At 33.3% G+C, this 23,307-nt stretch carries 21 protein-coding genes; 1 reads left to right on the top strand and 20 read right to left on the bottom strand.

Annotation, left to right across the window (positions count from 1 at the left end; genetic code table 11):
* Positions 1 to 155 precede the first annotated feature (155 nt).
* From ACXGSQ_RS06895 to ACXGSQ_RS06800, 20 genes are all read right to left on the bottom strand, one after another.
* Positions 156 to 1,103 carry a hypothetical protein gene (locus tag ACXGSQ_RS06895; RefSeq protein WP_458628880.1) on the bottom strand — a complete coding sequence of 316 codons (948 nt, stop codon included), beginning with the start codon at positions 1,101 to 1,103 and terminating at the stop codon, positions 156 to 158.
* A gap of 220 nt (positions 1,104 to 1,323) precedes the next feature.
* Positions 1,324 to 2,490, bottom strand: coding sequence for a glycosyltransferase family 4 protein (locus tag ACXGSQ_RS06890; protein WP_458628879.1), 1,167 nt, complete (start codon positions 2,488 to 2,490; stop codon positions 1,324 to 1,326).
* Between the two features lie 14 nt (positions 2,491 to 2,504).
* Entirely contained in the window at positions 2,505 to 3,026 is a 522-nt protein-coding gene (locus ACXGSQ_RS06885) for a hypothetical protein (RefSeq protein ID WP_458628878.1), read from the bottom strand.
* Positions 3,002 to 3,613: a hypothetical protein gene (locus ACXGSQ_RS06880; RefSeq protein WP_458628877.1), complete on the bottom strand. Its 612-nt coding sequence runs from the start codon at positions 3,611 to 3,613 to the stop codon at positions 3,002 to 3,004. Before ACXGSQ_RS06880 ends, ACXGSQ_RS06885 begins: the two co-directional genes overlap by 25 nt.
* On the bottom strand, positions 3,613 to 4,698 hold the full coding sequence (gene wecB / locus ACXGSQ_RS06875; RefSeq protein WP_458628876.1) for a non-hydrolyzing UDP-N-acetylglucosamine 2-epimerase: 1,086 nt from the start codon (positions 4,696 to 4,698) through the stop codon (positions 3,613 to 3,615). The genes ACXGSQ_RS06880 and wecB overlap by 1 nt, the downstream gene beginning before the upstream one ends.
* Positions 4,699 to 4,934: 236 nt before the next feature.
* A complete protein-coding gene (locus ACXGSQ_RS06870) occupies positions 4,935 to 6,230 on the bottom strand; it encodes an MOP flippase family protein (RefSeq protein WP_458628875.1) in 1,296 nt (431 codons plus the stop codon).
* Positions 6,227 to 7,396 carry a TDP-N-acetylfucosamine:lipid II N-acetylfucosaminyltransferase family protein gene (locus ACXGSQ_RS06865; protein WP_458628874.1) on the bottom strand — a complete coding sequence of 390 codons (1,170 nt, stop codon included), beginning with the start codon at positions 7,394 to 7,396 and terminating at the stop codon, positions 6,227 to 6,229. The genes ACXGSQ_RS06870 and ACXGSQ_RS06865 overlap by 4 nt, the downstream gene beginning before the upstream one ends.
* A 9-nt stretch (positions 7,397 to 7,405) precedes the next feature.
* Positions 7,406 to 8,530, bottom strand: coding sequence for a dTDP-4-amino-4,6-dideoxygalactose transaminase (rffA, locus tag ACXGSQ_RS06860; protein WP_458628873.1), 1,125 nt, complete (start codon positions 8,528 to 8,530; stop codon positions 7,406 to 7,408).
* Positions 8,531 to 8,542: 12 nt separating this feature from the next.
* The gene (locus ACXGSQ_RS06855) at positions 8,543 to 9,265 is read right to left on the bottom strand and encodes a GNAT family N-acetyltransferase (RefSeq protein ID WP_458628872.1); all 723 of its coding nucleotides are present in this window, start codon (positions 9,263 to 9,265) and stop codon (positions 8,543 to 8,545) included.
* 91 nt (positions 9,266 to 9,356) lie between these two features.
* A complete protein-coding gene (rfbA, locus tag ACXGSQ_RS06850) occupies positions 9,357 to 10,229 on the bottom strand; it encodes a glucose-1-phosphate thymidylyltransferase RfbA (protein ID WP_458628871.1) in 873 nt (290 codons plus the stop codon).
* A 45-nt stretch (positions 10,230 to 10,274) separates the two neighbouring features.
* Positions 10,275 to 11,324 carry a dTDP-glucose 4,6-dehydratase gene (rfbB, locus tag ACXGSQ_RS06845; RefSeq protein WP_458628870.1) on the bottom strand — a complete coding sequence of 350 codons (1,050 nt, stop codon included), beginning with the start codon at positions 11,322 to 11,324 and terminating at the stop codon, positions 10,275 to 10,277.
* A 6-nt stretch (positions 11,325 to 11,330) separates the two neighbouring features.
* Entirely contained in the window at positions 11,331 to 12,299 is a 969-nt protein-coding gene (locus ACXGSQ_RS06840) for a GDP-L-fucose synthase family protein (RefSeq protein ID WP_458628869.1), read from the bottom strand.
* Between the two features lie 129 nt (positions 12,300 to 12,428).
* Complete coding sequence (locus ACXGSQ_RS06835) at positions 12,429 to 12,779, bottom strand: four helix bundle protein (protein WP_458628868.1); 351 nt, start codon at positions 12,777 to 12,779, stop codon at positions 12,429 to 12,431.
* A gap of 320 nt (positions 12,780 to 13,099) precedes the next feature.
* Complete coding sequence (gene gmd, locus ACXGSQ_RS06830; RefSeq protein ID WP_458628867.1) at positions 13,100 to 14,215, bottom strand: GDP-mannose 4,6-dehydratase; 1,116 nt, start codon at positions 14,213 to 14,215, stop codon at positions 13,100 to 13,102.
* A gap of 191 nt (positions 14,216 to 14,406) precedes the next feature.
* On the bottom strand, positions 14,407 to 15,285 hold the full coding sequence (gene cysQ, locus ACXGSQ_RS06825) for a 3'(2'),5'-bisphosphate nucleotidase CysQ (protein WP_458628866.1): 879 nt from the start codon (positions 15,283 to 15,285) through the stop codon (positions 14,407 to 14,409).
* 1 nt (position 15,286) lies between these two features.
* Positions 15,287 to 15,643, bottom strand: coding sequence for a four helix bundle protein (locus tag ACXGSQ_RS06820; RefSeq protein WP_458628865.1), 357 nt, complete (start codon positions 15,641 to 15,643; stop codon positions 15,287 to 15,289).
* A 181-nt stretch (positions 15,644 to 15,824) separates the two neighbouring features.
* A complete protein-coding gene (locus tag ACXGSQ_RS06815; RefSeq protein WP_458628864.1) occupies positions 15,825 to 17,081 on the bottom strand; it encodes a sulfate adenylyltransferase subunit 1 in 1,257 nt (418 codons plus the stop codon).
* Between the two features lie 128 nt (positions 17,082 to 17,209).
* On the bottom strand, positions 17,210 to 18,115 hold the full coding sequence (gene cysD, locus ACXGSQ_RS06810) for a sulfate adenylyltransferase subunit CysD (RefSeq protein WP_458628863.1): 906 nt from the start codon (positions 18,113 to 18,115) through the stop codon (positions 17,210 to 17,212).
* Positions 18,116 to 18,120: 5 nt separating this feature from the next.
* Positions 18,121 to 18,711: an adenylyl-sulfate kinase gene (cysC, locus tag ACXGSQ_RS06805; protein WP_458628862.1), complete on the bottom strand. Its 591-nt coding sequence runs from the start codon at positions 18,709 to 18,711 to the stop codon at positions 18,121 to 18,123.
* Positions 18,708 to 19,145, bottom strand: coding sequence for a DUF2061 domain-containing protein (locus ACXGSQ_RS06800; protein WP_458628861.1), 438 nt, complete (start codon positions 19,143 to 19,145; stop codon positions 18,708 to 18,710). Before ACXGSQ_RS06800 ends, cysC begins: the two co-directional genes overlap by 4 nt.
* A 430-nt stretch (positions 19,146 to 19,575) precedes the next feature.
* Between ACXGSQ_RS06800 and ACXGSQ_RS06795 the strand changes: the two genes are divergently transcribed.
* Positions 19,576 to 23,130: a beta strand repeat-containing protein gene (locus tag ACXGSQ_RS06795; RefSeq protein WP_458628860.1), complete on the top strand. Its 3,555-nt coding sequence runs from the start codon at positions 19,576 to 19,578 to the stop codon at positions 23,128 to 23,130.
* Positions 23,131 to 23,307 lie beyond the last annotated feature (177 nt).

Below are 23,307 nucleotides of genomic sequence, written 5' to 3'. Positions count from 1 at the left end.
GTTTTTGTATAAATTTAAATAATCGAATAATCCTGTTTACAATCTAATCAAACTCCCCATATTTACTATTGTTATTTACTTGGCCTTTATACTTATAACATCCTTTCTCTTCAAACCTACAATAGTTACCTTTATTATTTATTTCTAACATTAACTCATTTATTTTTAAATACATTTTTAGTGAAAACTGGTATTTCACCCATCAGATATCGAGCAATCGTATTTGCTAGCTTTTTTTGCCCTTTAGAGTTTATGTGTATGCCGTCTCGAAAATCTGTCAACCCCAACCCATTTTCCATATCTAAAATAATAGGTATACTATTTTGATTTGCAAAATCGATAATCATCTGCCCTTGTTCATTATATGACCCAGATTGCAATTCATTTTTATCGGCATGTAAATAAAATATCAGAGGTATATTTTTTTCTGTTGAATAAGCAAATATATCGTTAAAACCAGTATTAAAAACACTATTATCCTTCTTCTTGTTAATCCCAAGTTTTTCTAGTTCGGAAACCTCATTATATAATTTACTTTTTAAACGAGGAATTAAATACCGATCAATTAATTCATACAAAGCTAATGAGTATTGCTTACGCGGAAAATTTTTTAAAACACCAATAACATTCTCAAAATCCATATTGTCATAAGCATCGTGAGAACTAATAAAAAGAAAAATGGCTTTAGCACCCCAGTCACCATGTTTTTTTAGATATGCATAACAATTATCAGGGCCCCAACTACCGGCTGAAATATTCAGAAATTGTATTTTATTGTCGTAAAAATCAGTCAGGGTATCACATAATAATGTTGTTCCTAAAGAATCTTGATCAGTTAAAACTCCTCCATTTATTACAGAATCCCCAAATCCTAATATTTTAATGGCAGTAGTATCAATTTCATCGCTTCTCATAGAAAATGAATTATATTTTATATGATTTCTAAATCTAAATCGATTCTGATTAGGTTGAGCGATATATTCATAATTAGAATCTTCTTTCATTAATACAGTGTCACAAAATCCTAAATACTGTCGTAAGAAAATCTCTAAAATTAAAAATAGGACTATCACAAGGGATAAAATAATTAATCTCTTTTTCATTAATAAAAGTAAATTTTTAAATTAAAGTTATAATATACCCAAGTAAAAGACTTATAGTCAATAAATCATTTAATCTAGCATCATTTCCTATTTTCCAAGTATTTGTTGAACTTGTCATTTAACAAAAATTTAGAAATATTCTTAAAAACTATTATTTTTGTCGGTTTTAGTAATACTGAAGACAAATATCATCTGTTTAACCATAATAAAGAAAAAAACACTAGTTATTTTTAATTTTAGAGATAGCTGAAATGGTATTATTAACTACATGCTCCCATGTAAAATTAGCTTTTACACGGTTTAAAGATACTCGCTTTTTATCACACAACGCAGTGGCATCCAAAAGAAGTGCTTCGTTTATGGCCATCTCTAAACCCGATAAAATATCTCCTTTAATTATCCAACCATTTTGCTCATTTACCATAGTATTGACAGCACCTACATCTGTAGCAATAATAGCACACCCAAAAGCCATCGCTTCTAATATAACCGTAGGCATTCCTTCCGAATAACTTGGACATACCAAAATATCTGCATTCAAAAACTCTTGCTTTATAAGCTCTGGATCTTTAATTAATCCTTTATAGTTAACTTTAGGGTGAGTAATTTGCTGATTCACTGGAATAGGTCCAATAAAATTAACGCTGTAATTACTATTAGTAATGGTTCTACCTATAACTTCTTGAAATTCTTCTATGCCTTTTCTTCGTTCGTACCTACCTACAAACAATAGATTTAATTCTTTGTTGTTTTGTTTTAAAATTTCACTTTCATCTATAAGCCACGACCTATCTATTGCATTGGGCAGTTCTATCACTGAATTTTTAGAAGCTCCATTTTCATATAAAAGTGACGTTAATTTACCTCCCAAAGAAACATTATATCTCGATCTTTTTATAATTTCTTTAGCTGGAATTTTCAATATTAATTGCTCTAATCTATTTTTAAGGTTTATTGAAGTTTGAAACATTTCTAAACCGTGTAAATTTGTAATAAAATTAGATTTAAATGGTTCTTTCCTCAAAGAAAACCAAGAGGTAAAGCCCTGAGAATACACACCATCGTAATCCTTATCCTTTATAATTTCAAATATATTTTTTGAATAGCAATATGAAGAGTAAATATAATGACCAACAAAAAACTTAAAAACTGGAAATTCTATTTCAATAAAATTAATTTCTCTCAACTCATTCTTTGTAAAATACAAACTTAGATCGACTGATTTATTTTTTTCCTTTTTAAAATGATAAACATCAACATTAATTTTGTTTTTAGCGAAGTGCTTTGCCAAAGCGTATGAGTGTTTCTGCATTCCTCCAACCTCAAAAGGAAAGATACCATTTGTAAGTAGTGCTATTTTTATATTTTCACTTCTACATAATTTCATTAATTTATGCATTTTTATTTTAAAACCTCTCTAATAAATTGCTTATAGTTATTTCTATTTGACTTCTTAGTTAATGTTCTCTGAACAAACTTTTTAACTCTATCTTTTTCTATATGGCTTACGTTTTGTAAAGGGATGATATCTTCATAAATAACACTTCCCAAATCTTGTTTTTCGACAAGAGAACTATAATCCCCAATATTTTTACTAATTAAAACTTTAAGACCTGAATTTAAATACTCAGCAAATTTCACAGGAGAAGCGACAGCATTAGTAACATTATCTTCTCGGATCAAAATGCCATAATCACCAATACTCAAATAATTCCCTACCTCATCGTGACCTACCCATTCTTGCTTAATATTATTTGGATATTTTAAAATGAGTTTCTCCAAAATATCATTTCTCTTAGAGAGAAATAAAACTTTAACATTTTGTGCCTCTATCCATTTTTCTATTAAATCACTTATTTTTTCAAAGGACTGCCAACCAGCAATACTTCCAGAATAGATTAATACAATATCCTTCTCCCCCAATTATACTTAAAAAATAATTCTTTTTTAAATTCCTCATCAACAACCATTGAATTAGTAAGCGTACAAGGTATAATTATATGATTACTTCCCCTGTAATCAAATTCATTTCTCCAATATTCAACCAATTTTTCTGAGACTGCAATTTTGTGTTTTGCATTAAGAACTGCGGACCTTTCTGCTGAAATAATTGAGTGAACTAATTTTTTGTTTGGAATCATTTTAGGATATTCCACCATTTCTGCCTTTACCGCACCTCTACCATCATAGCTTACATTAGAATTCAATTTATTGGCTAAATAAAATGCCATTGGCCCTCTTGCTAATATTGTCTCCTTTTTTATTCCCTTAACAAAGGCTAACTGAAACAAGTTCATTTTCCAATTGTTTAATCTGGGAAACATCATTAAAATTATAGAATTTGGATATAATGATTTTATTTTTCTCCTATTCTTTCCATAATTTCTAATTGAAATAAAGGCAACTAATCTTATAGGTTTATCTACGTGTAGATTAAGTTCAGAAATAACATCTATAACTTGACTTTGATATATACCTGATGGCTGATCGTTAAATGTAAAATAAATCACTATAGTTCTACAATATGTTTTAAAATACGTTCAGTTGCTTTACCATCCCATAACTCCGGTACGCTTCCTGTTTTATAAGTCCCTTCTAATATTTGATCTATATATTTCTGCAAATTATCAAATTCAAATGGCACTAAGGTATTTGTCCCCTCTTCAATAGTACTTGGACGCTCTGTATTTTCTCGTAAGGTTAAACAAGGCACACCTCTAAAAGTGGTTTCTTCTTGGATTCCTCCACTATCTGTTAGAACCATTTTTGTTGTTGCAATTAACTTTTGAAAATCAAAATAACCTAATGGTTCTGAAAGTATAATGTTACTTAGTTTACTAAACTCTTGGTCAAAACCAAAAGCTGAGATTCTTGCTCTAGTTCGCGGATGGATAGGGAATACTACTGTTATTTTATCGTTCAAATAACTTAATAAATTCATCATTGTTCTTACACCTTCTTCGCTGTCAACATTAGAAGGTCTATGCAATGTGAGTAACGCAAAATCAGAATTAATTTGTAATTGCTCCAATATTTGACTTTGCTGTATTTGAGCTTCAAAACCAACCATAGTATCAATCATAGTGTTACCTACAAAAAACACTTTTCCTTTTTTATTTTCTTGTTCCAAATACTTAAGGCCACTTTTTTCGGTCACAAAGTAATAATCTGACATTTCATCAACAAGAAGCCTATTCCATTCTTCGGGCATCTCTTTATCAAAAGAGCGTAAGCCACTTTCTAAATGTGCCAGCTTAATTCCTTTTTTATTAGCTACCAATGCAGCAGCCAAAGTAGAATTAACATCACCAGGAACAATCATTAAATCTGGTGTAAAGGTGTTTTCTATTAAACCCTCTAAAGTAACCATTATATCAGCCATTTGTTTTATTGGAGACGCTGGTTCTATGTTTAAAAAGTAATCTGGTCTTAACTCAAATTGATCAAAAAAGATATTAGCCATCTTCTCATCATAATGTTGGCCAGTATGTACTATTTTTAAATCTACTTCTGGATATTGTTGCGCAACTACTTTTTTAAATTGAGTTACTTTTATAAAGTTAGGACGCGTACCTATTACAATTAGTATTTTCATTATGTGTTGTGTTACTATTTATTTTTTAGTTTGTTAAGTATCCATTCGGTTTTATATGATATAAAAGCTACTCTCATTTAAATCAATGCCAAATATAATTTATTAATTTTTGATTGATTTGTCTCAATAAATATATTAATCAGTAATAAAATAGTACTCAGTGGTATCTCGTTCTATACAGGTTTAAACTTACTATTTTTAAGTCAAAAAAACTTTAGATTTGATAATACAATCCATTACCTATTAACAAATTGCTTATAATATATTTTAAATTTAGGCATTAACGCTTTAACGTAATCATTAAAATTAACAGTGATCATTTTATTTATTAGAAACTTCCAAAATGGAAATATGGCAGACAGCATAAACAAAGCCAAGCCGTAGGCAACGCCTTCTACGCCATAAAAACTACCTGCAAATATAAAAATTGGCATAAACACTAATGAAAATATGTTCCAATAAAATTCTAATTCCGTTCTGCCTGTGGCGATTACTAAACTACCTACAGGATTACCTATAGATCTTAAATACATATACACAGATAATATTTGAACAATTGGTACTATATACACAAAAGCATCACCATAAAGCAAGGCTACAATTATCGGAGCAAATAGTGCTAACATTAAATACGCTGCCAGATTTAAAGACGATACAATATTTAGTAACTTTAAATAATTTCTTTTTAAAGCCACTTTATCATTTTGAAATAATGCTAGTGAAGGTGCTGCAACCTTGGTTAAAATTGGGCTTATTAAAGAAGCTGGTCTAAACACAAGTTGTTTGGCTAAACTATAGCCACCCAAAATTTCTGCCCCTAATAATTTACCCACTAATAAGGTATCTAGATCTCTATTAAAATAATTTACGATCTGCCCACCTACTTGATACATTCCAATCCTTAGAAAACGTTTAGTTTCTGAGAAGTTAAAATGAAACAGTAATCCGTGTTTTTTAACACCCGACAGCAATAAAACAAGATTTGACAACGCGAATTGCGTTAAAGCAGAATATACTAATGTATATACTCCAAAACCTTTAACCGCTAAAACAATTGCGACTATTAAAGACACTATTGCACTAGCAATATCAAGACCAGATATAAACTTAAAGTTTAATTCTTTTTGTTCAATAGTTTTAAATTGCCTTCCAAAAGCAGAAATTAATAAGCTTACTCCCATTAATTGCAAAAGGGGCACTAATTCAGGCTCGTTATAAAAATTAGCAATAATAGGTGCCGATAAGGCAATTAATAGAAATAAAACAATACTAAACAAAAAGTTTAACCAATAGAGACTGGCGTATTCTTTTTTCTTTATATTTTGGACATGTAATATTGAGGTTGTAATCCCCATATCCATAAACAAGCTCATAAACCCTAGTACAACTGTAACTAAAGCCATTAAACCAAAATCCTCTTTATCTAAATATCTTGTAAGTACAGAAAGCTTAACTATAGATGTTATCGCAATAACAATAGTACTTAAAGTTGTCCATTTGACTCCTGCTATAGCTTTCTTTTTAACACTCATAATTTAATACTTCCCTTGATTGCTGCAACAATAGTATTCATTGAATAATATTTTTTCAAAATTATTCTATTTTCTACTGCATATTCTACTTTTAAATTTTTTAATGCATTATCGTCCTTCAAATCATTTTCAATAGAATAAATATGAATCCCTAAATGCTGAAAGTGTTTAAAAAGCGGTGATGACAAGCTCATAAACACCTTTGACCCAAAAATTAATGCTGCGATAATATTACCAGCTGCTTGTTGTCTATAATGATTCATTATTACTATACCACAGCTTGCTTGAAGCTTGTTATAATCCTCCAATTGCATAAATTCCATTAAAGGAGTGAAACCTTCTTGGAAATAATCAGTTCCTATCTCCCTAATAAAATTAGCACAAATAGGGTCGCCATAATTTAAGGGACAAATAATTTCAAAATCTTGAACTCTATCTTTTAACATTTCAAAAACTTCGAGATGATTATTAGTAAATGTCGCAGAATTACCGACTAATATTTTTTTATCAAGTTTAAAATCTGACACCTCTATATTATAATCTTCATAACTATAATAACTAAAATTTGACCAAAGTGGATTTATATTAAACCTAGCTTTTACATTTAAATAATCTTGATATGAATGTGTTTGAATAACATCTAAACCTAGAAACACATTAGTTTTAGCCTCTAACGTTGGGTTCTCACATCTATACTTTTTACTCGTTAATAGTTTAAAAGCGCGTTTTATTAAATATGACTTAGCTATTAGCGGCTTTTTAAAATCAGGTTGAGAAGATTCTAATTCTTTCTTTTTTTGTGCGGTTAATTCTCCATAATTTTTAGAATCCCAAAAATTTCGGATGCCATAAAACTCATACCCCCAAATAACACCATGTGTTTCAATTTTTTTTGAAAACAGATTACCAAAATATATATTCGCATTAGAATAAAGGTTATGTAAAATAAGTTTCTGGTATTTATTTATATCAATAAAATTATTTTTCCACCATTTTTCTTCTTTATTCACAATAGTAATATTACTAGCCTTAAGGTTTTCCGAGAATTTCAGATTCTTTAGGTCCTCTATAAAAACATAAAAATGATTCTTACCAGGATAAGCGTTTTCAAATATCTTTATAGCACGATCAGTAAATTTTTCAGCAGGTATTAAATGTAAAATCATTATAGATTTTTATTTTTTGTAAAATGATATGATTACATCCGTTATACGATCAATTTCAGATTCTGTTAACTCAAAATACATAGGCAAGCGTAATAAACAATCCGTATATCTATCTGCCTCAATTAGATTTGGTCTTTCTGTGAAATTCTTAAGATAATATGGGCTTTTATGTAAACTTAAATAATGAAACACACTATAAACACCATTCTCTTTTAATGTTTTAATCACCCCCCCTCTTTCCTCAACATCGTTACAGACCACATAAAACATATGACCATTACAAGTCGCATAATCTGGAATAAAAGGTAAAGTAAGCACTTCTTTTAAGCACTCTAATTTTGAATAGTAATAGCTCCATAACTGAACTCTTTTTCTTTGGATATCATCTAGATTCTCCAATTGCGCATACAAAAACGCAGCTGTTGTTTCTGAAGGTAAAAAAGATGACCCTGTATCAACCCATCCGTATTTATCTACTTCGCCTCTAAAAAAAGAAGCTCTATTTGTTCCTTTTTCCCATAAAGTTTCAGCTCTATCTATAAATCGATTATCATTAATACCTAATAAACCTCCTTCTCCTGAGATAATATTTTTGGTTTCGTGAAACGAAAATGCAGATAGATGACCAATAGTGCCCAATGCTTTTCCTTTATAGTAACTATCAATTGCTTGTGCAGCATCTTCAACTACAAATAAGTTGTATTTATCAGCTAAAGCCATTAAAGCGTCCATATCAACCGAAACACCTGCATAATGAACAGGAACAACAACTTTTGTCTTATCGGTAATTAAAGGTTCTATTTTACTTATGTCTAAGTTTGGATTGTTACCCTCTGAATCAGCAAAAATTATTTTAGCACCTTGCCTCACAAAAGCTAAAGCTGTGGACACAAATGTATAGGAAGGTACAATAACTTCGTCTCCTGGTTTTATATCTAATAACAATGCACACATCTCTAAAGCATCTGTACACGAAGTCGTCAAAAGTGTTTTTTTAAACCCAAATTTAGTTTCAAAAAATTCTTGACATTTTTTCGTAAATTTTCCGTTTCCAGATAATTTTCCTGTATGTACGGCATCGTACATGTAGTGTGCTTCTTTACCTGTTAAATAAGGTTTGTTAAATGGTATCATTTTTTAATTTTTTTATTTATTATAATGATATATATACTTAATTTCATCCACCTTATTAAATCCTCTTTTAAGATGAAAATTAAATGACTCCTTATTTTGAAATGAAAATGGGCTTTTCACTTCAGTTATTTTTTTCTCATTTGCCAAATAACCAAAACTTTGATTCCATAACTTAGTGCCTAGCCCCATTCTTTTGATTGTTTCATCAACACCTGTTAGAGTAAAATATCCTTTATCATTATTTTCATCAGTTTTAATCAAATGTATCCCAACAACTTTATCATTTAATTTTTCTAGAAATAAACCGTCCGAAAATGATTTATTGATGGCATTGTCTATCCACTTGCGGTATAATTCTTTAGTTTTTTCCGTTCCGATAGATAGTTCAGTATAAAATCTTGATACTTTAGAAGTAGACTCTGCAATTGCGTAACATTCAATTAATTCTTTTTCGTTTAGTTCTGTCCTAAATTCATATGGATTTGTTATATAGTTATTACTATTGAACCTTAAAGACATTGTCATTTGAATATCCACTAAATTGAGATTAGCTTTAAGCAAACTTTGATTTTGCAACATTTTATCATAACTGATGACATAAACTAAATCATAATCATCATCCTTAACTTTTTTTAAAAAATCATCAAGGTTAAAAACTGAATTATCTAAAATAGTTAACCGACCAACTTTAAGTCCAAAAAAATCACTGTCCCATTTTAAATTTTCAATTATCATAATTATAGTTTATTACATTATTTACTTGAAAAAAGAAGCTCAAGAAAACTCTAAATTAATCGAATAATAGTTTTTTTATTGTAATAAGATATTACTTTGATATTATTAATTTCAAATAATCAAAGTAATCTCCTTTTGAATTTTCAATTTCTCTCGCTACTTTCTGTTTACTAATCCATCCAAAATTCATAGCAATCTCCTCTAAACATGCGATTTTTAAACCTGTTCTTTTTTCTACTGCTTTCACAAACTCTGTAGCTTCCGTTAAGGCTTCGTGTGTGCCGGTATCTAACCAAGCAAAACCTCTACTCAATATTTGAAGTTTTAAATTTTCTTGGTCTAAATAATCTTGGTTAACCGATGTAATTTCCAATTCACCACGTTCCGATGGTTTTATCGTCTTGGCAATCTGAACAACAGAATTGGGGTAAAAATAGAGCCCTACCACAGCAAAGTTTGATTTAGGGTTCTTAGGCTTTTCCTCAATACTAATGACATTTCTATTTTTATCAAATTCTGCAACACCGTAACGCTCAGGGTCTTTAACATAGTTACCAAAAACAATAGCTTTTCCTTCTCTTTCTACTGAATTTAACGCTTCTGCTAATATATTTTGTAATCCAGCACCATAAAAAATATTATCACCTAAGACTAAACATACATCATCATTGCCAATAAATTCTTCACCTAAGATAAAAGCTTGTGCCAAACCATCTGGACTTGGCTGTTCTTTATAACTTAATTGAATGCCGAACTGATCGCCATTACCTAATAAGCGTTTAAAATTAGGAAGATCTAGTGGCGTAGATATAATTAGAATTTCTCTTATTCCCGCGAGCATCAAAACCGATAAGGGATAATAAATCATCGGTTTATCGTAAATAGGCAATAACTGCTTGCTTACGGCAATAGTTAAAGGATGTAAGCGTGTTCCTGATCCCCCTGCTAAAATAATTCCTTTCATGTTGTTTACTTATTAGTGTTTGATACTGAAGAGTAATTCTAATAACTATTTATATTGGTCTTTATAGTACTTTAAATAATCACCACTCGTTACATTTTTTAACCACACCTCATTATTTAGATACCAATCAATAGTTTTACTGAGACCTTCTTCAAAAGTAACAGAAGGTTTCCAGCCTAACTCTGTATTAATTTTAGAAGCATCTATAGCATATCTTAAATCATGTCCTGGACGATCTTTTACATAGGTAATCAATTTTGCACTCGTACCTTGTTTTCGATTTAACTTCGTGTCCATTTGTTGACATAACAATTTCACTAAATCTATATTCTTCCACTCATTAAAACCACCTATATTATAGGTTTCTGTTATAACTCCTTGATGGAAAATTAAATCTATTGCAATGGCATGATCAATAACATATAACCAATCTCTGGTATAGTTACCATCACCATATACAGGCAAAGCTTTATTATTAATAATATTATTAATAAACAATGGTATAAGCTTTTCTGGAAACTGATAAGACCCGTAATTATTTGAACAGTTAGAGATTACATAAGGCAAATCATACGTTTCACCATAAGCTCTTACAAAATGATCTGAACTCGCTTTAGATGCTGAGTATGGTGAATTTGGATCATATGCTGTAGTTTCCGTAAAAAGTCCATCTGCTCCTAAAGAGCCATAGACTTCATCCGTACTTACATGATAAAACAATTTATTCTCCCAATTATCCTTCCATAAATTCTTAAACGCATTAAGCAGAATCATAGTGCCCAAAATATTAGTTTTGGCAAATGCTAAAGGGTTGGTGATTGAACGGTCTACATGAGACTCTGCTGCTAAATGAATTACACTATCTGGCTGCTCTGTCTCAAATAAGTTATTAATAAAAACTTCATCAGTGATATCTCCTTTTATAAACTTATAATTTGAAGAATCTTCAATATCCTTAAGATTCATAAGATTACCTGCATATGTAAGACTATCTAAATTAATAATCTGATAGTTAGGATAGGTATTCACAAAAAGTCTTACAACGTGAGAACCTATAAAACCAGCACCTCCCGTGATTATAATTTTTTTTTGCATAGCAGTCTATTTATTCTTTAAATACCAATCGTACGTTGCAGAAACCCCTTGTTTTAAGCTAAATTCAGGAGACCAACCTAAGGCTTGCATCTTAGAACTATCCATCAACTTCCGTGGCGTCCCATCGGGCTTAGAACTATCCCAAACCAATTCTCCGTTATGCCCAACAATCGTTTGAATCGTTTCTGCTAATTCTTTTATCGTAACATCGGTACCCGTACCCACATTATATAAGTGCTCTGGCAATACGTTTTCAACCGCAAACACAACGGCTTGTGCCAAGTCATCGACATGTAAAAACTCGCGCATTGGTGTACCGCTGCCCCATAAGGTTACTGGTGCATTGGTGGCTTTAGCTTCATGAAACTTTCGTAACATGGCTGGTAACACGTGCGAGCTTTTTAAATCGAAATTATCAAAAGGGCCGTAAAGGTTCGTGGGCATTAAACTTACAAAGTCTTTACCGTATTGTTTCCTAATCGCTTCACAAGCTTTTACACCTGCAATTTTTGCTATAGCATACCACTCGTTAGTAGGTTCTAAACTATCCGTTAGTAAATACGCTTCTTTTAAAGGTTGTGGAGCAAACTTAGGGTAAATGCAAGAGCTTCCTAAAAATACAAACTTTGAAACAGCCTTCTTATGAGCTGTATCAATCAAGTTATTCTGTATCTGTAAGTTTTCCATTAAAAACGGATAAGGATTCTCATTATTAGCGAGTATCCCTCCTACTTTTGCTGCTGCATTTATGACAACCTCTGGCTGTTCTTTATTGAAAAAATCGACTACGGCTTGCTGATTTCGTAAATCGAGTTCAGCACTGGTTTTACCAATAAGATTGGTATAGCCTTTTGCTTCTAGAGCTCGCCAAACCGCAGACCCCACCATACCACGATGACCGGCTACGTAGATGCGTGATTCGTGGGTCGTGTTTTGTTGTTCGTTACTTGTGATTTGGGAGTTTTTATTTGTCATTCGTTATTCGTTATTCGTGATTCGTGATGCGTTACCCGTGATTCGTTGTTCGTTGTTTGTTGTTCGGGGTTCGTGATTCGGGGTTCGTTATTCGTTGTTCGGGGTTTGTGATTTGTTATTGTTTTGAATTTATTTTGATTTTATGTAACGGATGAGTCCATAAATTAACTTTGTTAATCGTTCTATATCGTCTGTCATCTTTTGGGTATCATCTATATAATTTAAGCGTCTTGCGATAAGCACTTGTGTTTCTACCTCAGCTAACGACCCCAAAGCTATATATAAAAACTGAATAAATTCTTTATCTCCTTTTCTCCCTGCACCTTCTGCGATATTACTCGGAACGGAAACCGCTGCTCTTCTTACTTGTGACGTCAAACCATAAACTTCATTAGACGGAAACGATTGAGAACATTTGTAAATGTCTTCTACCAAATCCATTGCTTTTTTCCAAGCGTCTAAATCTTTATGGGTTTTCATGTTGTTCGTGATTCGTTGTTCGTTGTTCGTTGTTCGTGATTCGTTATTCGGGGTTCGTGATTTGGGGTTCGTGATTCGTTATTCGTTATTCGGGGTTCGTGACTCGTTATTCGTGATTCGGGGTTTGTAATATACTCTTCGCTAATCACGCATCACCAATCACCAATCACCAATCACCAATCACCATTCACCATTCACCAATCACCATTCACCAATCACCAATCACCAATCACGCATCACCAATCACCAATCACCAATCACCAATCACACATCACGCATCACCAATCACGCATCACCAATCACGCCTCACGCCTAACCCATTACTCAAAATAATTTAAAGTTTTATAGCCCCCTTCTTCAAGGTATTGCTGTTCTTTCATGAGTTTTATATCACCATGCATCATATCCTTAACCAAATCGTTAAGATCATATTTACATTCCCACCCCAATTTATTCTTGGCTTTTGAAGCATCTCCTATCAATAACTCCACTTCAGTTGGTCTAAAATAGCGTGCATCTACCGCTAAAACTTCTTTACCGATTTCAATTTGATAGTTTGGATTATTACATTTAACGACAAACGCTTTTTCATTTTCACCTTCACCTTTAAACTCTAATTCTATACCGACTTCAGCAAAACTCATATGCACAAAATCACGGATTCTTGTCGTTTTTCCCGTTGCAATCACCCAGTCTTCTGCTTCATCAGCTTGAAGAATCATCCACATCATCCGAACATAATCTTTAGCATGTCCCCAATCGCGTTGCGCATCAAGATTTCCTAGATAAAATTTATCTTGTAGACCTAAAGCTATTCGCGATACTGCTCTTGTAATTTTTCGTGTGACGAACGTTTCCCCTCTAATTGGTGACTCGTGATTAAACAAGATACCATTACAAGCAAACATATTATAAGCTTCACGATAATTTACCGTGATCCAATAGGCGTACATTTTTGCTACAGCATAAGGTGAACGTGGGTAAAATGGAGTCGTTTCCGATTGCGGTACTTCTTGAACTTTACCGTATAATTCTGATGTTGAGGCTTGGTATATTCGCGTTTTCTTTTCTAAGCCTAATAAACGTACAGCATCTAAGATTCGTAACGTTCCTAAACCATCGGCATTACCTGTATATTCCGGAATTTCGAACGACACAGCTACGTGACTCATTGCGGCTAGATTATAAATCTCATCGGGTTGAATTTCTTTAATCAATCGAATAAGATTCGTACTATCCGTCATATCACCATAATGCAGATAAAAATTTCGATGATCGACATGTGGGTCTTGATATAAATGGTCAATTCTATCGGTATTAAATAATGAAGAGCGGCGTTTTAAACCATGAACCTCATAACCTTTCTTTAGTAAAAACTCACTAAGATAGGCTCCATCTTGCCCTGTAACGCCAGTTATAAATGCAACTTTACTCATAAAAACTATAAAATAAAATAGTTATAAATTAAAATTATTTCAATCTGCAAAGCTAATAAAATATCAGACTTGTTAGTCTTTTTAGACTTTAAAAATAAAATCAGAACATTTGAGAGCTATTTCATTTTCAAAACATTACAGATAATTACTAACACAAAAGTTATATAAATGTTTAGCATTACTTCAATTAACTACACCGCCTTTACCAAAAACCAATTATTTAAAAGTTCTTCCCTATTATATAGCATACGTTCTTTCGTACTCCAATCCAGAACCTCAAAACCAGCATGTTCACATATAGCTTGACCTGCAGCAGTATCCCACTCCATAGTAGGAGCAAATCTTGGATAACAATCCGCTTGACCTTCTGCCACCATACATAGTTTTAGTGAGCTTCCTTTGGAAATTAAGTTGACATCACCATGTTTTTCTCGCATTTCAGAAACATAAGCTTCCGTTTCTGGCGACATGTGCGAACGACTTGCCACAATTGTAAACGTTTTATCGTCTCTTTCTAATGGCAATTTATTCCCTTGGCCGATTAAAGTAGAAACATCATAATCGTCGAGATTTACTGACACCTTATAAGCACCGATTTCGCTAGTTGAAAAATAAAGGTCACCTAGTACTGGCACATAAATAACCCCAAGTACGGTTTTCTGATTTTCTATAAGAGCAATATTCACCGTAAATTCACCATTACGCTTAATAAACTCTTTAGTCCCATCTATAGGATCTACAATCCATAGTTGGCTCCAATCTTTACGTTCTTCATAAGATATAGACTTACCTTCTTCGGATAACACAGGAATAGTTGTTGATTTTAAATGCGACATAATCACATTGTGCGAAGCGATATCGGCTTTAGTTAAAGGGGAGTTATCTCCTTTAAGTTCCACTTCAAAATCATCGGAATGATAGATGTCTAGAATTACTTTTCCTGCTTCTAAAGCTGCGGTGATACTGTGATGCAGTAGTTCAGTGAGGCGGTGAGGTGGCGAGGTGATGAGGCGGTGAGACGGTGATTCGGTTATTCGGTTATTCGACGGATTGGAGCTTTTATTATTCATTTTACTTACTTAGTTTCTTGATTAAACCTTGTTTTAAACGGTATAACATTTTTCTAATTGTAATGATGTTGTTTTGTAAGGCATCATCGAACGTTATATACCCTATTCGTTCTGCTATGACTAACTGTGTTTCTATTTCTGATAATGATCCTGATGCTATATTTAAAAATCGAATAAAGTCCTTTGTTGACCCTCTACTCGAACCCTCAGCTATATTTGAAGGCAACGAAACCGCTGCTCTTCTAAGCTGAGAAGTCAATCCAAAATTTTCAGATGAAGGAAAACCCTTCGTAAGTTTATAAATATCCTCTACTAGATTTAAACTCAATTTATAAACTTCTAAATCTTTATGAGTCATTATTAAAATTTTTAAATTCCTATTCTAAACCTCACCGCATCACTGTTTCACCGCATCACCACATCACCGCATCACCGCATCACCACTTCACTGCTTCACTGCTTCACCGCATCACTGTTTCACCACATCACCACATCACTGTTTCACTGTATCACCGCATCACTGCTTCACCACACCACCACTATATAATCATCCCAGCACCAATAGTTTCATTGGTTTGCTCGTCTATAATAATGATACTTCCTGTTTGACGATTCTTTTTATACGCATCATAAAACATGGGTTTTGCCGTTCTTATTGACAAACGAGCGATATCATTCATTTCCACCTTATCAATGCCTTCTATTCGGTGTAATGTATTAATATCAATTTTATATTTTAATTCTTTAACCATACCAATGGATTCATTTGTGGTATGTTTAACGACCACTTTAGTCCGTGATTGAATTGGTTTTGCACTCATCCAAGTCACTAAAACCTCTAAATCTTGACTGACTTCAGGCACATTGTTTTCGCGTACAATCATATCTCCACGGCTGTTATCGATTTCATCCTCTAGAGTCATCGTTACAGACATCGGTGCAAATGCTTCTGCTATCTGCTCCCCATTAAGTTCTATGGTTTTAATAGTCGACACAAAACCCGAAGGTAATGACCTCACTTTATCCCCTGGTTTAAATACTCCACCATCAATACGACCTGCAAAACCTCTGTAATCTTGATTTTCTAAAGTATGAGGACGAATCACAGACTGAATAGGAAAACGACAATCCACTAAATTATGATCACTTGAGATATGAACTGTTTCTAAATGATACATTAAGGTACTTCCCTGATACCAGTCCATATTTTTAGAACGGTTAACAACATTATCCCCATTTAAAGCAGAAATAGGAATAAACTGAATATCACTAATACCCAACTTTGATGAAAAGGCTTTAAAATCGGAAACGATTCCATTATATACATCCTCGCTATAATCTACTAAATCCATTTTATTGACACAAACAATGGCATGAGGTATACGTAATAATGATGCAATAAATGCATGACGATGGGTTTGTTCTAACATTCCTTTACGAGCATCAATAAGAATAATAGCCAAGTTAGCCGTTGAAGCTCCCGTAACCATATTACGTGTATATTGTATATGACCAGGTGTGTCTGCAATGATAAATTTACGCTTTGGAGTTGCAAAATAGCGATAGGCCACATCGATGGTAATCCCTTGCTCGCGCTCTGATTTTAAACCGTCAGTAAGTAATGATAAATCTACATAATCGAAACCTTTAGATTTACTAGACTCCTCTACAGCGTCTAATTGGTCTTGAAAAATTGATTTACTATCATATAATAAGCGCCCTATTAATGTGCTTTTTCCATCATCTACACTTCCTGCTGTTGTAAAACGTAATAATTCTATATCTTGATATTCCATGTATTTATTCTCTTATATTATTTTATGCTAATCGCGAATATTCATAGTTAGTATTTTTATAACCCTTTTTAAAACACCCCTAAAGTCCTCTCAAGGGGACAATACTCACAACTAAAACCTATTTTCTATTAAAAGTAACCTTGTTTTTTACGATCTTCCATGGCTGTTTCTGCACGTTTATCATCTGCACGTCCACCACGCTCAGTAGTTCTGGTAGTCGCAATTTCTTCAATAATTTTATCTAAAGTATCAGCTTCAGATTCTACAGCTCCAGTAATTGGCATATCTCCACAAGTTCGGTACCGAATCGTCATGTTGACCACTTCTTCGTTTTCCTTTAACTTAATAAATTCTGAATTTGCCAAAATCACACCGTCTCTAACTACACAATCGCGTTGGTGTGAAAAATACAGTGATGGCAAATCAATATTCTCTAATTTAATATATTCCCATACATCCATTTCTGTCCAGTTTGAAATAGGAAACACTCTAAAATGCTCTCCGTAATTTTTACGACCATTAAAAAGATTCCATAACTCTGGTCTTTGATTTTTAGGGTCCCATTGTCCAAATTCATCTCTATGCGAAAAGAAACGTTCTTTAGCACGTGCTTTTTCTTCATCACGTCTTGCCCCTCCCATGGCGGCATCTACTTTATACTCCTCAAGTGTATCTAATAGTGAAACAATTTGAAGTGAATTACGAGATGCATCAGCCCCTGTTTCTTCTTTTGCACGACCGTTATCAATGGCTTCTTGTACTGACCCCACGATAAGTTTAACACCGAGTTTCTCTACTAATTCATCACGAAAAGCAATCGTTTCAGGAAAATTATGCCCTGTATCAATATGAATTAAAGGAAACGGAATTTTTGCGGGATAAAAAGCTTTTTTAGCCAAATGGGTTAGTAAAATTGAATCTTTACCCCCAGAAAATAGTAGCACAGGATTTTCAAATTGTGCTGCAATCTCTCGAATCACAAAAATGGCTTCCGATTCTAATTCTTTCAAATGATTAATTACGTAATTACTCATGCGTTTTATTTTAATTTTTGAATAATAAAGTCTAAAATAGTTTGAACAGAGGTCTCTATATCTTGATGATCTGTTACAATTTCTAAATCCGGGTTCATAGGAGCTTCATAAGGTGCTGAAATTCCGGTCATATTTTTAATTTCACCAGCTCGTGCTTTTTTGTACAAGCCTTTTACATCTCTACGTTCACATTCTTCTAAAGACGTATTGACATATATTTCAATAAAATTTTCTGATCCCACTATGGTTTTTATATGTTCTCTATCTTTAATATACGGAGACACAAAAGCAGCAAATGTAACCACACCAGCATCAATCATTAGGCGTCCAATTTCAGCTATTCTTCTAATATTTTCGGTACGATCTTCTGGCGCAAAACTAAGATCTTTATTAATGCCCTGCCTAATATTGTCACCATCTAAAGTATAGGTTAGATAGTTTCTTTTATGCAATTCAACCTCCACCAAATTCGCTAAAGTTGATTTGCCTGAACCAGACAACCCAGTAAACCACAATAAAAAAGAAGGATGCCCTACTTGCTTAGCTCTATCTGACCTTGAAATACTATACTCGTGTCTAACTGTATTCAGACTCATGTTTTTTTAGAGTTTTGTCTTAACGTTTTTTTTCGATGTCGCCGTTGATCTAATCCAAAATCAATTTTATACCATAATTTTTCATGCCCAAAATACAGTAACATCTTCGTTACTACTTCTGCGCCACCAATTTTTAGACCCATTAACGGATTCCCAGAAATTAGCCATCCTAATAAAATCGTATCTAAAGTCCCAACGCCGCGCCATGAAAATGTTTTTAAAATATGGCGTTTGTTGGATGACTTGATTGTGGACTTAAACCATATCCGTTCATGCCCATAATACAATATCATTTTAGTAACCAATTCAAAAGCCCCAATTTGCAAACCAACAGTCATATTGCTAGATATAAACCAAGATAACAAAAAGGTATCTAAAGTACCTATAATGCGCCAAGTAATCGTTTTGGCAAAATGACGTTTACTAAATTTCATTAGGTAGCAATTGCATTTAAAAACTTACACTTGTTAATTATGATAGATTTCTTCCTCTTAACAGATTACTGTATTAATTAGTTTACAAATCTAAAATAAAATCTAAGACCATGTTAGTGTTATTGCGTTTAATAGGACACACAACGCAATCCTTAACCACCTACACTTTAATAATTCCGTCTAACGACCAGCACTTAATAATAGATATAAAAGCGTAACATATGATAATATACCAACACAAAAAACATAACAAAAGCATCACCTCGCATCAGATAAAGATTACATTCAAATTCACTTCATCGAACGATAATTTACGCTAAATAGCTGTTTATTAACATTTTTAACTACCTTTACTTGATTCTTAACTCAGCAAAGCACGCCACTTAAAAAATGACACACAAGTGTTTTAAAGATTTAATTCAAAATAAATATGAAAAAAACTTACATTTTTTATTGTTTGGTTACCTTATTCTCATTTGGGTTCAGTCAAACCATCGTAACTATTGATCGTGCTAATATTGTAGGCCCCACTACCTCAGGTAATGATGCCTCAATATCCTCTACAGGACTTACAAGAGGTTCTGGTATTGCTTTAGCAACTGCAGCGGCTAATTTCACATCAAATCAATGGGACTCAGCAACACAGGCAGATGCTGTAACTAATAACGATTATATAGAATGGTCTACCACAGCAAGTGCCTCAAATAATATCACTATTACAGATTTAGATATTAGAGTACGAAGAGCTGCTAATGGACCGCAATCCTTTCAAATTTATTATAGTTTAGACAACTTTGCTACAATAGGACTACCTATAGAAATAGAACAATCATCACCTACAGCAGCTTCTGATTTTAATTTTACAGGTCTAACTATTAACTCAGGGACAGGAGGAACAATAACATTTAGGCTTTATGCATGGAATGCTATAAATGCCAATGCCTGGTTCAGAATCCCTGCCAAAACAGCATGGTCAGATTTTGGAGTATCTAGTCCTGGATTAAGGTTATCTGGGGTCATTACAAGTTCAACTCCTCATAGTGTAGAATCAAGCATGACAGCTACAACCTTTGACCCAAGTGACAATATTAGCTACGCAATGTATTCTGTAGCCTCTGGTTTAACGACTACTAATGCTATAAAAATTGGTGAATTCTCAATATTAGACGGAGGATTCCATTTAACTGATGGTGATATTCTACCAACTATTTTAACGGACTTAGAATTTGCAGTTTCAAATGGTGACTTACTTAATACACTTGCTATTTTTGATGGTTCAACTAACATCGCTGAAACGACAGTAACTTCGGGATTGGCAACTTTTTCTGGAATTTCAGGACTATCTGCCTCCGATGATAGCTCAAAAACTTTTGATGTCTATGCAACTTTTAAAACTAGTATTATTGATAATGGACAAATTCAACTTACGGTTACAGCAGCAACCTCAGATTCATTGTTAGGATCTAGCTTTGAAGCCTTTGACGCAGGAGGCCCACAAACACCGATACTTGGTGATGACAATAGAATTGAAGTTACGGCAACTACATTGATTTTTGACCAACAACCTACAAATACTAATCAATTTGAAATCATGACGCCTTTTCCTACAGTAGTAGCGGTTGATGCTAATGGAAATCAAGATGTTGATTATAATAGCCCTATTACCGTTTCGGCAACTGGCCCCATAACTCCAAATCCAAGTTTATATACTATGACCAACGGATTTGCTGAATTAGACAATATTATTTTTACAGACGAACAAGCTGTTGTGGCTATGTTAATCTATAGCCCGTTTTTAGCCATAAGTGATCAATTTAATATTACAGGTCCATTAATTAAGATCGCTAATCAAGATTTTGATGGCACTACACCAGAATGGACATATACCACTAACGTTTCAACTTTTGATAACGGCTGGAGCACTGATGGCTATTATGGAATTATTGATAATGCCATTGCTTCTCCTTTAGATAATGTGTCTTTCTCTGGCAATATATTTGGAGAAAACGATATTAATGACGAAGGAGACAACGGAACAGCTAATTTTGCAGTGATGACTTTTGCCCCTATTGACATTAGCGCTTTTGATAATGTCAACCTAGCATTTGATTGGAATGTTTACGGGTATTCAAACGAGAACAGTGATGTAAGTTACACATTACTATATGATGGTATTGCGCAACCTTTGGTATACCTGTTAGAAGGAGGAGGTGCTATTGATACTGACCAAGGTACAGTTAGCATCAGTATTCCAAATTCGGTAAATACTATCGCTTTAGAAGTTAGCGTAAAAAACAGAAATGACATTAATGGCTTTACTGGTTTTGACAACTTTAAGTTAACAACTACATTTGATGGTTTATTATTTGCTAATAATAGCTGGACACCAGACATTCCTTATGATGGAGTAAGTGCTACAACCTCAACGGGGAGTGAAAATGTTTATATTTACAATGGCACCTATAATGTTGGTACAAACATCGTTGCTAATAATTTCTTTATTAATGAAGGTGCAAATACTCAAATTTCTTCTGGACAATCAATTACAGCAAATAGCGTAGTCAATAGCGGAACTTTACAATTAAATTCCGCATCAACATCTTATTCAAGTTTAATTGTTGCAGATAATGTGATGGGAGACGTCATCTATAACCGTCATGTCAATCAAGTGGCAAATACCGGTTCTACCACAGGAAATAACGATTTAGTATCGGCACCAGTAACGAATGCTAATCAAACATTCCTTGACCTTTTAACAGCTAACCCTGTCATCCCTTCTGGAGTTATTGCAGGTGTCCCTTCATTTTTATTTGGTCCTTTTGACAATAACCTCGATGATTATATCAATTATAACGCTACCAATTATTCAGACGCTGTAACACCAGGTATTGGCTATAGAACAGCATCATTAACAGTTGATGGATCTCCTTTTAAATTTGTAGGTAATGTTGAAACAGGAGCTGTATCTGTTCCTATTACAGTAGGTTTAGGAAGCGCCTTTAACTTAATTGGGAACCCATACCCATCGTACATCAGTCTATCTAGCTTCTTATCTAATAACGCTAGCAAATTCGATGCATTTCGTTATGGTGTATATGGTTATAATGGTGATATATCTACGGGATATGTCGTAAGGAACCAAGCGTATTCTGACGCTAACGCCAGCGCTAAAATAGCACCAGGTCAAGGCTTCTTTGTGGCTTCAATAGCTGGTGGCGCAACTATTGAATTCTCTCCTGCAATGCGTACTGTGGGAACAACTGATGATTTTATTGTTGGTAGAACTGAAAATCAAAACTTAGCACATTTAAATCTTAAAGTTGAAAAAGACAATGCAACTTATCAAACTGCATTATACTTTAACGACAACGCTACGTTAAGCATGGATCCGGGTTACGACTCTGAACTATTTGAAACTACCGCACCGGCTTTCTCTATCTATTCTCGTCTAGTAGAAGACAACTTAGGTAAAAACATGGCTGCTCAGTCCGTTAGTTATTCTGATTTAAACAATGTTACCATTCCTTTAGGAGTTAACATTGCACAAGGAGAACAAGCAGTGATTAGTATTTCTGAACATAATATCCCAGAAGGAACAACCGTTGTTTTAGAAGATAATGTTGAAAATACATTTACCAATTTAGTAGAAAGCGACTACAACTTCACCTCTGCAACGACCCTGAATAGTACAGGACGTTTCTATTTACATGTTGGACAAAGTGTACTTGGTGTAAATGATGACGTATTAAATGGTTTAGAAATTTTTGTAAATGCTAACTCTAAAGTGATAGTTGTAAAAGGTCAGCTAGAAGGACAAACAACGTTCAATCTATTTGACATACAAGGACGAATAGTTACATCACAAGTACTAAACGCTGATAATACAGAACACAGTATTGATGCTTCTAATCTTACTGCAGGTATTTATGTTGTACAATTGCAAAATGCAACAAGCAACAGAACTCAAAAAGTTATTATTAGATAACTAAACCATAGTTTTTAAATCTAAAAGCGCATCTCTAATAAGATGCGCTTTTTTTTGTTTACCATCTCCAATACAAAAACTAATATTGAAGAAATAGCACAAACAAAATCTAATAAATTCAGTTGAATACAACTAAAATCTAAAACTACATTATGATAAAAACCCCCTACCACACTT

Source organism: Winogradskyella sp. PC D3.3 (assembly GCF_054366245.1).
This window is presented reverse-complemented; position numbering and strand designations above follow the sequence as displayed.